This window comes from Cupriavidus sp. D39, from assembly GCF_026627925.1.
Classification (GTDB): Bacteria; Pseudomonadota; Gammaproteobacteria; order Burkholderiales; family Burkholderiaceae; genus Cupriavidus; species Cupriavidus ulmosensis.
The window spans coordinates 4439104-4452456 of sequence record NZ_JAPNLE010000009.1 but is presented as its reverse complement, the minus strand read 5'-3'; the positions used below and the strand labels follow the sequence as shown (position 1 = coordinate 4452456).

Annotated in this window: 15 protein-coding genes and 1 pseudogene; 9 read left to right on the top strand and 7 right to left on the bottom strand. The window is 65.8% G+C overall.

Features of this window, described 5'->3' with window-relative positions:
- Positions 1-131: 131 nt before the first annotated feature.
- Together OMK73_RS32805 and OMK73_RS32800 are read left to right on the top strand one after the other, a co-directional pair.
- On the top strand, positions 132-347 hold the full coding sequence (locus tag OMK73_RS32805) for a helix-turn-helix domain-containing protein (protein WP_267605666.1): 216 nt from the start codon (positions 132-134) through the stop codon (positions 345-347).
- Positions 269-1060 carry a LysR substrate-binding domain-containing protein gene (locus OMK73_RS32800; RefSeq protein WP_267605665.1) on the top strand — a complete coding sequence of 264 codons (792 nt, stop codon included), beginning with the start codon at positions 269-271 and terminating at the stop codon, positions 1058-1060. Before OMK73_RS32805 ends, OMK73_RS32800 begins: the two co-directional genes overlap by 79 nt.
- A gap of 292 nt (positions 1061-1352) precedes the next feature.
- On the opposite strand, the gene sodB is transcribed toward OMK73_RS32800, so the two are convergent.
- Positions 1353-1994 (bottom strand): superoxide dismutase [Fe], encoded by a 642-nt coding sequence (gene sodB / locus OMK73_RS32795; protein ID WP_267605664.1) that lies wholly within the window; start codon positions 1992-1994, stop codon positions 1353-1355.
- A 92-nt stretch (positions 1995-2086) separates the two neighbouring features.
- Positions 2087-3472 (bottom strand): exodeoxyribonuclease VII large subunit, encoded by a 1386-nt coding sequence (xseA, locus tag OMK73_RS32790; protein ID WP_267605663.1) that lies wholly within the window; start codon positions 3470-3472, stop codon positions 2087-2089.
- A gap of 1064 nt (positions 3473-4536) precedes the next feature.
- Here xseA and OMK73_RS32785 point away from each other — a divergent pair.
- The 7 genes from OMK73_RS32785 to OMK73_RS32755 all read left to right on the top strand — a co-directional run bounded on the left by OMK73_RS32785 (position 4537) and on the right by OMK73_RS32755 (position 9853).
- The gene (locus OMK73_RS32785; RefSeq protein ID WP_006157938.1) at positions 4537-5157 is read left to right on the top strand and encodes a MotA/TolQ/ExbB proton channel family protein; all 621 of its coding nucleotides are present in this window, start codon (positions 4537-4539) and stop codon (positions 5155-5157) included.
- A 6-nt stretch (positions 5158-5163) separates the two neighbouring features.
- A complete protein-coding gene (locus OMK73_RS32780) occupies positions 5164-5592 on the top strand; it encodes an ExbD/TolR family protein (RefSeq protein WP_267605662.1) in 429 nt (142 codons plus the stop codon).
- A gap of 208 nt (positions 5593-5800) precedes the next feature.
- Entirely contained in the window at positions 5801-6910 is a 1110-nt protein-coding gene (gene lpxK, locus OMK73_RS32775) for a tetraacyldisaccharide 4'-kinase (protein WP_267605661.1), read from the top strand.
- Entirely contained in the window at positions 6891-7079 is a 189-nt protein-coding gene (locus OMK73_RS32770; RefSeq protein ID WP_006157935.1) for a Trm112 family protein, read from the top strand. Before lpxK ends, OMK73_RS32770 begins: the two co-directional genes overlap by 20 nt.
- A 15-nt stretch (positions 7080-7094) precedes the next feature.
- Entirely contained in the window at positions 7095-7904 is an 810-nt protein-coding gene (kdsB, locus tag OMK73_RS32765) for a 3-deoxy-manno-octulosonate cytidylyltransferase (protein WP_267605660.1), read from the top strand.
- A gap of 368 nt (positions 7905-8272) precedes the next feature.
- Positions 8273-8938, top strand: a complete 666-nt coding sequence (gene adk / locus OMK73_RS32760) for an adenylate kinase (RefSeq protein WP_267605659.1) — start codon at positions 8273-8275, stop codon at positions 8936-8938.
- Between the two features lie 156 nt (positions 8939-9094).
- A complete protein-coding gene (locus OMK73_RS32755; protein WP_267605658.1) occupies positions 9095-9853 on the top strand; it encodes a 3-hydroxyacyl-CoA dehydrogenase in 759 nt (252 codons plus the stop codon).
- A gap of 37 nt (positions 9854-9890) precedes the next feature.
- Here OMK73_RS32755 and OMK73_RS32750 read toward each other — a convergent pair whose 3' ends face one another.
- The 5 genes and pseudogenes from OMK73_RS32750 to OMK73_RS32730 form a co-directional block, all read right to left on the bottom strand.
- Complete coding sequence (locus OMK73_RS32750; protein WP_267606601.1) at positions 9891-11321, bottom strand: aldehyde dehydrogenase family protein; 1431 nt, start codon at positions 11319-11321, stop codon at positions 9891-9893.
- A 15-nt stretch (positions 11322-11336) separates the two neighbouring features.
- Positions 11337-11801: a LysR family transcriptional regulator substrate-binding protein gene (locus OMK73_RS32745; RefSeq protein WP_267606600.1), complete on the bottom strand. Its 465-nt coding sequence runs from the start codon at positions 11799-11801 to the stop codon at positions 11337-11339.
- Positions 11786-12250 (bottom strand): LysR family transcriptional regulator, encoded by a 465-nt coding sequence (locus OMK73_RS32740; RefSeq protein ID WP_267605657.1) that lies wholly within the window; start codon positions 12248-12250, stop codon positions 11786-11788. Before OMK73_RS32740 ends, OMK73_RS32745 begins: the two co-directional genes overlap by 16 nt.
- A 23-nt stretch (positions 12251-12273) precedes the next feature.
- Positions 12274-12609, bottom strand: a complete 336-nt coding sequence (fdxA, locus tag OMK73_RS32735; protein ID WP_267605656.1) for a ferredoxin — start codon at positions 12607-12609, stop codon at positions 12274-12276.
- Positions 12609-13318 (bottom strand): annotated as a pseudogene (locus OMK73_RS32730) (enoyl-CoA hydratase-related protein). The gene fdxA and the pseudogene OMK73_RS32730 overlap by 1 nt, the downstream one beginning before the upstream one ends.
- Positions 13319-13353 lie beyond the last annotated feature (35 nt).

Genomic DNA, 13353 nt, shown 5'->3' with positions numbered 1-13353 from the left:
ACGCTCCTGGCCGACGGCGCGGGCAAACAAAGGGGTTTCGGGAATCGGGTGAAGCACTGTGACGAATATTGCGCCGGCACACGTGTTTTGCCGTACGATTTTCCCGATGAACTCGTTCGACGGAGTTGAACATGTTGTCAGAAGACGAACTGGCCTTGCTGGAAGCCATCCGTGACAGCGGCAGCCTCTCGCGTGCGGCGGCGCGGCTTGGCAAGGCGCCATCGACGGTCTCCACGCCGCCCGGCAACTGGAAGGCCGCTTTGACGCCTTGCTGTTCGACCGCCGCCGCTACCGCCTGCAACTCACACCTGCAGGCCATCTGCTGGCCGACGAGGCCGCGCGGCTGATGCAGGACGTAGCGCGCATGACCCAGCGCGTGCGGCAGGTTGCGAGCGGCTGGGAAGACCGCCTGTGGATCGTCACGGACGAAGTACTGGAGTTCGAATTGCTGATGCCGGTGATCCGCAGCTTCGACGCGCTCAAATCCGGCGTGGCGCTGCGCCTGACCCACGAAGTCCTCAGCGGCACCTGGGAAGCGCTGCGCGACGGCCGCGCCGATGTGATCGTCGGCGCGACCAACGAGCCGCCCGCCATTCCCGGCCTGCGCTGGTTCGAGCTCGGCGTGGTGGAATGGGTCTTCGCCGTGGCGCCGCGCCACCCTCTTGCCGGCGTGGCCGAGCCGCTCACGCGCCAGCGCATCTCATCGCACCGGGGCGTGGCGGTGGCCGATTCGTCGCGCGGGACCGCCGGGCGGGCCTACGGGCTGGTCGGCGGGCAAGCGTCGCTGGCGGTGCCGTCCATGCGGGCCAAGATCCTGGCGCAGCGCGAGGGGCTGGGCGTGGGCTGGCTGCCCCGGCACCGTGTGGCCTCGCTGCTCAAGCGGGGGAACTGGTGGAGAAGCACACGGCCGATCCGCGCGAGCCCAATACGCTGTATGTGGCGTGGCGCGGCGACCATGAGGGCCGCGCGCTGGAATGGTGGCTGGACCAGTTTCGCCAGCCGCGGCTGGCGAAGCGCCTGGTGCAGGGCATGGATCTGTTTGCGTGAGCCCGTGGCATGACATGGTGTGGCGGGTGCTGGAGCGGCAATCTCTCCGCGTTGGCTGGAGCGCCGCCAGAGGGCCACGGGCCATTTCATACTGGTGCTCATGTGCGCAATGCCGATCAGCGCTTGCATGCAGGCTGCTATCGTCTGGCTACGCAAGAGGCCGTGCAGCATCGCCCTTGATTGACTCCCCTGGTCTTGCCCCCTCGTTTCAACTTCTATTCCACAAAACACCAACCGTCAGGCAAAAAAACCCCTTAACAAGTAAGGGGCTCTTTTCAACTTCTGGTGCAGAAGCAACCGCTAGATCAACCAGCGAAGTTCTTGCTGGCGAAGTCCCAGTTCACGACGTTCCAGAATGCCTCGACATACTTCGGGCGGGCATTGCGGTAGTCGATGTAGTAAGCGTGTTCCCACACGTCGCAGGTCAGCAGCGGCTTGGCGTCGGTGGTCAGCGGGGTGGCGGCGTTGGAGGTCGAGACCAGGTCCAGCGAACCGTCGGCCTTCTTCACCAGCCAGGCCCAGCCCGAACCGAAGGTGCCGACCGCGGTCTTGGTGAATTCTTCCTTGAACTTGTCGAAGGAGCCGAACTTGGCGTTGATGGCATCAGCCAGCGCGCCGGTCGGTTGGCCGCCGCCGTTGGGCTTGAGCGAGTCCCAGTAGAAGGTGTGGTTCCACACCTGGGCGGCGTTGTTGAAGATGCCGCCAGAGGACTTCTTGACGATGTCTTCGAGCGTCGAGTTTTCGAACTCGGTGCCCTTGATCAGGTTGTTCAGGTTGGTGACGTAGGTCTGGTGATGCTTGTCGTGGTGGAACTCCAGGGTCTCCTTGGAGATGTGCGGAGCGAGCGCATCATGAGCGTAGGGCAGCGGGGGAGAGTATGTTCCATTGTTCTGTCTCTTTCTGTGGGGTTGAAGATCAGGAATTGTCGATTGTAGGGGACTTGCCATACCCACGCAAACGCGGCAAACAAAGCCCCTTCGATCATATTAGTTTGATCGATATGCAAGCGCTGTCGGCGGACCGCCGACGCGCGCCGGGCTTAGAGTTCCGCCAGGCGCGGCTGCACGCTGGCGATGCTGGCATCGGCCACGCCTTCGGCCAGGTGGACTTCGATCACGGCGCCCGCGCGCAGCTCCGACGGCGAGCGCAAGGCGCGTCCGCGCTGGTCCAGCAGCACGGCGTAGCCGCGCTCCAGGGTGCGCTGCGGCGCCAGCAGCTCGAGCGAGCCGGCGGCGCGCTGCCAGCGCTGGCCGGCGCGCTCAACCTGGCGCTGCGTGGCGTCGCGCAGGCGCAGCGCGGTGCGGCGCAGCTCGGACTGGGCCTGGGCCAGGTCGGGACGGCCGGCCGCCCAGCGCATGGCCAGCACCTGCTGGCGGTGCCGTTGGGCGGCAACGGTATCGCGCAGCGCGGAGCGCAGGTGACGCATGAGGTTGTCGACCTGCAGGCGGCGCTCCTGCACCTGCGCTTGCGGGCTGCGCAGGCGGCGGGCCAGCCAGTCCAGGTTCTGGGCGCGCCGGTCAAGCTGGCGCTGCATGCATTGGGCCAGCGCGTCGCGCGCGCGGCTGGCTTGCAGCAGCATATGGCTGCGGTCCGGGCTGACCAGCTCGGCTGCGCCGGTAGGCGTGGGCGCGCGCACGTCGGCGACGAAGTCGGCGATGGTGAAATCGGTTTCGTGGCCCACGCCGGAGACCACCGGCACGGCGCAGCGCGCGATGGCCTGCGCCACGCTCTCTTCATTGAACGACCACAGGTCTTCGATGCTGCCGCCGCCACGGCACAGGATCAGCACATCGCATTCGTTGCGCTCGCTGGCGCTGTCGATCATGGCGGCGATCCTGGCCGCCGCGCCGGCGCCCTGCACCGGCACCGGGTAAACCACGACGGGCACATGCGGCGCGCGCCGGCGCAGGGTGCTGATCACGTCGCGCAAGGCGGCGGCCTGCAGCGAGGTGATCACGCCAATGGTGCGGGCGTGGGCCGGCAGTGGCCGCTTGCGCTCGGGCGCGAACAGCCCGGCCTGCGAGAGCTTTTCCTTCAGGCGCAAGAATGCCTCGTAGAGATTGCCAAGGCCGGCGCGGCGCATGCCCTCCACACCCAGCTGCAACTCGCCACGCGCCTCGTACATCGACACCAGCGCTCGCACCTCGACCGCCTCGCCCTCGCGCGGCGTGAAGTCGACATGCTGGTTGCGCCCGCGGAACATCACGCAGCGGATCTGGGCGCGTGCGTCCTTGAGCGAGAAATACCAGTGGCCGCTGGCGGCGCGTGTGAAATTCGAGATTTCGCCCCGGACCCAGGTCAGCGGAAAACTACGTTCCAGTACCTGGGCGATCGCGTGGTTCAGTTCCCCGACGGGAATCGCCTCACGTGCCCCTGGAGGGGCCATAGGCTGGGTTTCACGCGAAAAGTTCAGCGGTTCTGACATGGGGCACGGCCGGGCAAGCGGCGTGGAATTGACATGTCCACAGCATAACTGGTCTGTCAAGTCTCTTGGGGTGGGCGAGGCAATAACCCCGCAAAGCGGCATGACTTGACACAAGCCTTTGATTCTTATGCGCTTTCGGCTGTCTTATTTTTTAGGCAATGTAAGCAAACCCCTTATGCGTCAAACACTTACCGGCTGCGCCCCCGGCTTGTTCACAAAGTTATCCACAGGAACTCTGGACAACCTCGGATAGAACGCCCCGGCTGTGGAAAACTTTCTGCGACCCGCCGGAAATGCCCATCCAGGGGCGAAAAGAGATCGCAAGACCGCCTTACCGTGACATTGCGCGGCCATGTGCTGACCATGAGCGCGGGGACTGGATAATACCGCGCAAATGGCTATTGCCTATTTTTTAATCAGCAGGTATGAAGTGCTTTTCAATCAATGACTTAAGTGGCTTCTCAGATAGTTTTCCACAACCCGTCCACAAGACTGTCCCGGCGGAATGTGGAAAGGGAGAGACATGGCGGGATTTTTCCGTTTACGGGCCGTCGGCGCCCCCGCGGCGCCCATCTGGCGTGTTCTGCACATTTTTTAGGCAGCGCGTATACCTGCCTTTCCAATCAATGACTTAGCGTTCTTTTCAGGCGTCTGTCCACAAACGGTCCACAGCACTGTCCTGCATTAATGTGGATAGACCGGAGTCTGGTTTTGGACGGTCCGCGCGTTCCCGGAGGATGTCTTCGTCACTCGCCGCTTGCCCGTTTTTTAAGCGACCCACAATTTTTCCTTATCAATCAGCGACTTGACTGCCTTGTCAGCCCTCTGTCCACAATTCATCCACAGCACTGTCCCTGTTCCGTGTGGACATCCCGACAGTCGCCGCCTTGCACGCCCCCGCGAGCACGATGCGCGGCAGACACACCGCGATGCTGCGTCTTGCCGCGCCCGGTGCTGCGGGTTAGAGTGGCGCCTGATTTTTTCGAACATTTTCGAACATAGCCAGCGCGCGCACGGCTGCGGCGCCTGGCATGAGCACACAAGCCGTTGACTCGGGGTTCCACGTGTTTTCCATCATTCAAGCTGCCGGCTGGCCGATCTGGCCCTTGTTGCTCGCCTCGGTCATCGCCCTGGCGCTGATCGTCGAGCGTTTCCTCAGCCTGAAGCGCAGCAAGGTGCTGCCGCCCAAGCTTTACGACGAAGCCCTGTCGGTGGCGCACCAGCGCCGCGCCACGCCGGAGGTGGTCAACACGCTGGAGCAGAACTCCCCGCTGGGCCGCGTGCTGGCCGCCGGCCTGCGCCATGTGGTGCTGCAGCCCCACACCTCCCGCGATGCCGCCAAGGAAGTGGTCGAGGAAGCCGGGCGTGCCGTGGCGCACGAGCTGGAGCGCTACCTCAACGCGCTGGGCACGATCGCCTCGGTGGCGCCGCTGATGGGCCTGCTAGGCACCGTGATCGGCATGATCGAGATCTTCGGCAGCCAGGGCGGCGCCGGCGCCAGCCCCGAGCAGCTGGCCCACGGGATCTCGGTGGCGCTCTATAACACCGCCTTCGGGCTGATCATCGCGATTCCGGCACTGATCTTCTGGCGCTACTTCCGCCGGCGCGTGGACGACTACGTGGCCGAGCTGGAATTCCGCGCCACCGCCTTCCTGGACGCCATCCTGCCGCAGCGCCGCGCCTGATACGCCATGCACTTCCGATCCCGCCAGCGGCGTGAAGAACCGGAGATCAACCTCATCCCGTTGATCGACGTCCTGCTCGTGATCCTGATCTTCCTGATGATCACGACCACTTACTCGCGCTATACCGAACTGCAGATCCAGTTGCCAACCGCCGACGCCGAAAAGGCGCAGCAGCGCCCCGGCGAGATCGTGGTATCCGTATCGGCCAAGGGCATCTACTCGATCAACAAGCAGGTCATGGACCAGCAGGACGTCACCAGCCTGGCCCAGCGCCTGCGCGAGGTCGCCGGCCCGGCCGACGGCCAGCCGCCGGTGCTGATCGTCAACGCGGACGCACAGGCCACGCATCAGTCCGTGATCAATGTCATGGAAGCCGCCCGCCTGGCCGGGCTGCCCCGCCTGACCTTCGCCACACAGAGCTCGCAGGCGCGCTGAACGGCCCGGCGCGCGGATGCAGATCACCCGCAGCGAGCCGCACCTTGCGGCGGGCGCCGCAAGGTGCCCATAATGGCTGGGTAGCTAGCTTGCGCTGCCCAGCCAAGGCGCGATGGCACCATCATGCCGGCGCGCCGCGCTACCGTCCCCGGCCCCGCCCCTGCCCTATTCAACGCAACATTACCGCCCAGCCCTGCCTACCACGCCCATGCCAGCTCCCCGCAACGCCCTTGCCGACTTCGTGACCGCCCAGTGGCAACGCCGCGGCTGGTTCGCCTGGCTGATGCTGCCGCTGTCGTGGGTGTTCGGCCTGGTCAGCGGCTGGCGGCGCCTGGCATACCGGCGCGGCTGGTACCGCTCGACGCGCCTGCCCATGCCGGTGGTGGTGGTCGGCAACGTGACCGTGGGCGGCACCGGCAAGACCCCCGCGGTGATCGCGCTGGCCCATGCGCTGGCCGAGTCCGGCCTGCGCCCGGGCGTGGTCTCGCGCGGCTACGGCGTCAAGCTCAAGCATCCGCGCCGGGTCAAGCCCACCTCGCAGGCCAAGGACGTGGGCGACGAGCCACTCTTGATCGCGCGCGCCACCGACGTGCCGGTCTGGGTCTTCCCCGACCGCGCGCTATGCGCGCAGACCATGCTGGTCTCGCATCCCGGCGTCAACGTGCTGCTGCTCGACGATGGCCTGCAGCACTACAAGCTGCAACGCGACTTCGAGATCGTGATGTTCGATTCGCGCATGGGCGGCAACGGCTTGCTGCTGCCCGCGGGCCCGCTGCGAGAATCGCTCTCGCGCCGGCGCGACGCCACCCTCATCAACGACCCGGACTTCCGCCCCAGCCAGGACAAGCCGGATGTCTACGGCATGCGCCTGGTGCTGGACGATGCCTGGCAACTGGCCGACCCTACCATGGCCAGGCCGCTGTCCGCGTTTGCCGGGCAGCGTGTGCTGGCCGCCGCCGGCATCGGCAACCCCGAGCGCTTCTTCGCCAGCCTGCGCGCGGCAGGCCTCGCGCCCGACACCATGCCGCTGCCGGACCACTACGACTTCGCCGAAGACCCCTTTGCCGGCGATCCTGTCGCGCAAGCGGCCGATGCGATCCTGATCACCGAGAAGGATGCCGTAAAATGCGAGCGCCTCAGTGACCCGCTGGACCCGCGGATCTGGGTCGTCCCCACCACGCCCGTGATCGATGCGGGCCTGATCGAAAAAATTCGCCGCGCTGTCGCCGCGCATGCCCAGGCCGCTCCCGCAGCGCCGGGCGCCGCGACCGCCGCCGGCCACACCAAGGAAACGCAAGATGGACAACCGGCTGCTTGAAATCCTGGTCTGCCCGCTGTGCAAGAGCAAGCTGGAACATGACCGTGCCGCCCAGGAACTGATCTGCCACGTGGACAAACTGGCCTATCCGATCCGCGACGGCATTCCCATCATGCTGGCCGATGAAGCACGCCAGACCGTGCCGGGCCGGCTGGTCTCGCCGGAATAAGCGGCGGCTCGCACCATGTCGCTGCCCGCTTTTACCGTCGTCATCCCGGCGCGCCTGGCCTCCACCCGGCTGCCCAACAAGCCGCTGGCCGATATCGGCGGCAAGCCCATGATCGTGCGCGTGGCTGAGCGCGCCCATGCCTCGTCGGCGCAGCGCACGGTGGTGGCCACCGACGCGCCCGAAGTGGCGGCAGCCTGCGCGGCGCATGGCATCGAAGCCGTGATCACGCGTGCCGACCATCCCTCGGGCACCGACCGCCTGGCCGAAGTGGCCACGCTGCTGGGCCTGCCGGACGATGCCATCGTGGTCAATGTGCAGGGCGACGAGCCGCTCATCGAGCCCGGCCTGATCGACGAGGTGGCGCTGCATCTGGCGCACCATGCCGATTGCGCCATCGCCACCGCTGCACATCCGATCGGCGAGATTGCCGAGGTGTTCAACCCCAATGTGGTGAAAGTGGTGTGCGATGCCGCCGGCCGCGCGCTGTATTTCTCCCGCGCCCCGATCCCCTGGGCGCGCGACGCCTGGGCCGGCGTGCCGGCCGCGGCGGCAGCCGCCGCCCAGGTGGCGTTGCCGGCCATGCCGGTATTGCGCCACATTGGCCTGTACGCCTACCGCGCCGGATTCCTGCGGCGCTTCCCCACGCTGGCGCTGTCGCCGGTGGAGCAGACGGAAGCCCTGGAGCAGCTGCGCGCGATGTGGCATGGCGAGCGTATCGGCGTGCTGGAAACAGCGGCAGTGCCCGCGCCGGGCGTCGATACGCAAGCCGACCTGGACCGGGTGCGTGTGCTTTGGGCGCAGGCCATGGCACAGGAAGGCCCCTGAGCGCACTTGGCGATGGCCGCCGGCTGCGGCAGTCATCCCATGACCTGCGACATAAGTCATGGCAGATGTCACCGCAGCGGCGAGCCGATTTCGCGCCGCCTCATGGCATAATGCTTGCCGATACAGAGCCGTCGGGCGCCCGGGCGTCCGGCCAAGGCTCGGTGGGGAGATGAAAAGTGAGCCCGTTCGGTACCCGCCCGCCGCCAGCGGCAGAGGCTTTAGCGCTTTAGCGTGCCGACCGTCAACAGACCAGACTCCGACCCGAGGTGCGCCGTCCTGACGGCGTTGGTAAGCCTCGCGTCAAGTTTCGGCGTTACCCTCCTTCCATTCCCCCTGCCATACAAGATTCAAAACTCTGAGGACCCGTAATGCGTTTGATCCTGTTGGGCGCACCTGGCGCCGGCAAAGGCACGCAAGCCCAGTTCATCTGCGAGAAGTTCGGCATCCCCCAAATCTCCACCGGCGACATGCTGCGCGCCGCGGTGAAGGCTGGCACGCCGCTAGGCGTGGCCGCCAAGAAGGTGATGGACGCAGGTGGCCTGGTGTCGGACGACATCATCATCGGCCTGGTCAAGGACCGCCTGCAGGCGGCCGATTGCAAGGACGGCTATCTGTTCGATGGCTTCCCGCGCACCATTCCGCAGGCCGAGGCCATGAAGGAAGCGGGCGTGGCGATCGACTACGTACTGGAAATCGACGTGCCGTTCGATGCCATCATCGAGCGCATGAGCGGGCGCCGCGCGCACGTGGCATCGGGCCGCACCTACCACGTCAAGTACAACCCGCCCAAGGTGGAAGGCGTGGACGACGTCACCGGCGAACCGCTGATCCAGCGCGACGACGACAAGGAAGAGACCGTCAAGAAGCGCCTCGACGTCTACTCCCAGCAGACACGTCCGCTGGTGGACTACTACTCCAAGTGGGCCGCCAATGGCGACCCCGCCGCCAAGGTTGCACCGCCGCAGTATCGCAAGATCGCGGGCGTTGGCAGCGTGGAAGACATCACCGCGCGTGTGTTCGACGCACTGAAGTAAGCCAGGCGCATCCAGCGCTGCAGAAAGAAAGGCGACCCCCGGGTCGCCTTTTTATTGCCGCCGGCGAATTGACGTTTACGTAAACGTTATGCCAACATGCCATATCTGCAGCGCCAGAAAATCAAGAAACCACTTATCCAAGCGAGGAAGACAACGATGGAAATCCGCGACAACGTATTTATTGTCACCGGCGGCGCCTCCGGGCTCGGCGAGGGCAGCGCCCGCATGCTGGCCGCCGCCGGCGGCAAGGTAGTGATCGCCGACCTCAACGAAGCCGCCGGCACCGCGCTGGCGGCCGAGCTGGGCGGGAAGTTCGTGCGCTGCGACGTCAGCAGCGAGGCCGACGGACAGGCTGCCGTGGCGGCAGCCACCGCGCTGGGCCGCCTGGCCGGGTTGGTCAACTGCGCCGGCATCGCCACCGCCAACAAGACGGTGGGCAAGAACGGCCCGCACCCGCTCGACGCCTTCGACAAGACCATCCGCGTCAACCTGATCGGCACCTTCAACATGATCCGGCTGGCTGCCGCGGCGATGGTGCAGAACACGCCCGACGCGGAAGGCGAGCGTGGCGTGATCATCAATACGGCATCGGTGGCAGCGTTCGACGGCCAGATCGGGCAGGCCGCCTACGCGGCCTCCAAGGGCGGCGTGGTCGCCATGACGCTGGCCATCGCGCGCGACCTGTCGCGCGACGGCGTGCGCTGCATGACGATCGCCCCGGGGCTGTTCGAGACGCCGATGCTGCTGGGCATGCCGCAGGATGTACAGGACGCGCTCGGCAAGATGGTGCCGTTCCCGCCGCGCCTGGGCCGCCCGGCCGAGTACGCGAAGCTGGTGGGATCCATCATCGCCAACACCATGCTCAACGGCGAAGTGATCCGGCTCGACGGCGCCATCCGCATGCAGCCGAAGTAAGGCCGGCGGCGGCCAGTCCGCCACCAGCGCCATCCTCTCAACCCGCCACGTAAGCCGTCTTCACCGTCGTATAGAACTCGGCCGCGAAGGTGCCCTGCTCGCGCGGCCCCAGGCTGGAGCCCTTGCGGCCGCCGAACGGGACGTGATAATCGACACCTGCCGTGGGCACATTGACCATGACCATGCCAGCTTGAGCGTGCCGTTTGAAGTGCTGTACGTGCTTTAGCGACGTCGAGCAGATACCGCTGGCGAGGCCGAACTCGGTGTCGTTGGCCAGTTCCAGTGCATGCTCATAGTTCCTGGCCGGGATGATGGCGGCAACCGGCCCGAAGATCTCTTCGCGGCAGATCCGCATGTCGTTGCTGCAATCGGCGAAGATCGCCGGCGTCAGGTAGAAGCCCGGCGTGGCGCGTGTCACGTGTTCGCCGCCGCACACCAACCTGGCGCCCTCCTCGCGCCCGATGGCGAGGTAGCGCAAGTCCTGCTCAAGCTGGTCGCCGCTTGCCACCGGACCGATGTCGGTGCCGGTGTCGAGGGCGTGGCCGATCCTGAGCGCGGCCGTGCGCTCCTGCATCCGTTCGACGAAACGGGCATAGATGCCCTCTTCCACGATCAGCCGGCTCGATGCGGTGCAGCGCTGCCCGGTGGAAAAGAATGCGCTTTGCACGGCGCACTCCACCGCCACCTCGAGATCGGCATCATTGAGCACCACCATCGGGTTCTTGCCGCCCATTTCAAGCTGGACCTTGGCCAGCCGTTGGGCGGCCGCCTGGGCCACGCGCCCGCCCGTAGCCACCGAACCGGTGAAGGAAATCCCGGCGATACGCCTGTCATCAAGCATGGCCTGGCCCACTTGCGAACCGCGCCCCATCGCCAGGTTGAATGCTCCCGCCGGCAATCCCGCGCGGCTGATGATCTCCGCCAGCGCCCAGGCGCAGCCCGGCACGAGCTCCGCGGGCTTGAACACGACCGTGTTGCCGTACGCCAGGGCTGGTGCGATCTTCCAGGCGGGAATCGCCATCGGGAAGTTCCATGGCGCGATGATGCCTACCACCCCGACCGGCTCGCGCGTGACTTCGATTTCCACGCCAGGCCGTACCGAGGCCAGCTTGTCGCCGCGCTGGCGCAAGGCCTCCCCGGCGAAGAACTTGAAGATATTCCCCGCACGGGTGACCTCGCCGATGCCTTCCGGCAGGATCTTGCCTTCTTCGCGCGACAACAGCAGGCCGAGTTCCTCGCGCCGCGCCAAGAGCTCGGTACCGATCTTGTCGAGCGCATCGGCGCGTTGTTGTGGCGTGCTGGCGGCCCACCGCGGCGCGGCGGCATGGGCGGCAGCGCTGGCCTGGCCGGCCTGTGCGGCATCGGCCAGCGCGTAGTGGCCGATGATGTCGGTCGTGTCGGACGGATTGACGTTGGCGTGAGCGGATGCGCCGTCGAGCCATTGGCCGTCGATATAGTTCTTATACATGGTCATGTCAGGTTTCTACGTGTCTAGCAATGAGAGTTCTACCTGCTTGAGGCGGTGCACGATGCCCTTGACGAATTCCAGCGTGACATTGGACAGCACGCGCTGGCATGGCGTGATGATGCCAACCGTCAGCGCGTTGATATTGGGTTCGTCGAACGGGCGCCAGACCACTTCGCCGCTGGCGATCTCATCAATGAAAGCGAGCTTGGAGAAGAAGGAAATGCCCCGCCCCGAGGCGACCAGGCGCTTGAGCAGAAGGGTGGAATTGCAGGTAACGCTGGGGGTCATCAGATCCCAGAATTCCATGAACCTGGGAGACACCACGCCCTGGATCGGCGAGCGTCCTTCCAGGCGCAGGAACGCGTGGCTGCGGCAGTCGGCAAAGCTGATCCGCTCCTTCTTCGCAAGCGGATGGGAAGAGGCCATTACTACGCCTGGCGGCAGCGCGACCTGGGCCACGACGTTCAGCCCCGCCGGCAGCTTGGCGATAAAGGTGACGCCGACATCGAACTCGCCACCCAGGACTTTTGGCGCGACATCCCAGGGGTGACGGCGGCGATGGAGTACGTCACTGCCGGATACAGTTCCGAATAGTCCTCCACCGCCGCGGGGAGGAAATCGACGAACAGTGAGTCCATCGCCACGACCGATATGTGGCCCCTGCGTTCGTCCTTGAGTTCATCGAGTTCGCTTCGCATCAGGTGAAAATCGTTGAGCGTCGCGCGGATATGCTGCAGCATCCGCTCGCCTGAAGCATTCAGCCGGATACCGTTGGGCAAGCGGTCGAACAGCTCGGTTCCCATCTCGGCCTCGAGCTTGAGAATCTGCCGGTTGACGGCGCTGGATGCGACATAAAGGTTCTGCGCCGCCTTGCGGATCGACCCGCATCGCGCGACTTCAACGAAGTACTTCAGGATGCTGGCGTGCATGCTCTCCTCGATCGATTCATGGACTACGGCTCGCTGCGCACAGGATACGCCTCGACCACGGGGTGGTCACAGGCCTGCGGCCCGACGTAGTCGGCGCCGCCCGGCGAGCCGACGCCGCTCACGTGCCTGGCAAAAAACTCCCTGTTCACGGCGGCGAACACGGCCTGCGCCGGCGGCAGCTCCGCTTCGTCGTGGATGGCTTCGGTCGGGCACACGGACACGCAGATGCCGCAGCTGATGCATTCATCGGGGTGGATATAGAGCGTGCGCACGCCCTCGTAGATGCAATCGACGGGGCAGCATTTCACGCAGGCGCCGTCCTTGACATCGATACAACCAGAGGCAATGACGTAGGCCATCAGCGCCCGCTCCATTGCGGCTTGCGCTTTTGCTGGAAGGCCAGCACGCCTTCGTGCGCGTCCTCGGACTGCAGCGCGTCGACCAGGGCGGGCAGCCGCAGTGCCTGGGCATCGGCCGGCGACAAGGTCGACGTGCGGCGCACAACCTGCTTGATCGCCTGCTGCGACAGCGGCGCGCACGCCAGCAGCGCATCGATCCAGACTTGCACCGCCGCATCCAGTTGCGCGCGTGGCACCACCTCGTTGATCAGGCCGATCTCGGCGGCTTCGCGTGCCGGCATGCGGCGCCCGGTCAGCAGCATGGCCATGGCCTTGCGGAACGGGATCTGACGCTGCAGCAGGGTCATGCCGCCGTCGAGCGGCATGCGTCCCACCAGCGCTTCGGGCAAGCCAAAGCTGGCCTCCTCGCAAGCGACCACGATGTCGCAGCCCAGCACCATCTCGAAGCCGCCGCCGAGCGCGAAGCCGTTGACGCGAGCGATGACGGGTATATTCAGCGACTCGCGCAACGCGATGCCGCCGAATCCGCCCGGCCGCGCAGCACCCCAGTATTCCAGGCCGGTGGTGGACGGGTTCTTCAAATCGGCGCCCACGCAGAAGGCGCGGTCACCCTCCCCGTCAGCACGATGACGCGAACATCGTCGCGCCGCTCCAGCTCTGCCCAGATGCCTTGCAACTCGGCCTCGGTGGCGAGATCGACTGCGTTCATGACCTCGGGCCGCGACAACGTCACCGTGGCGACAA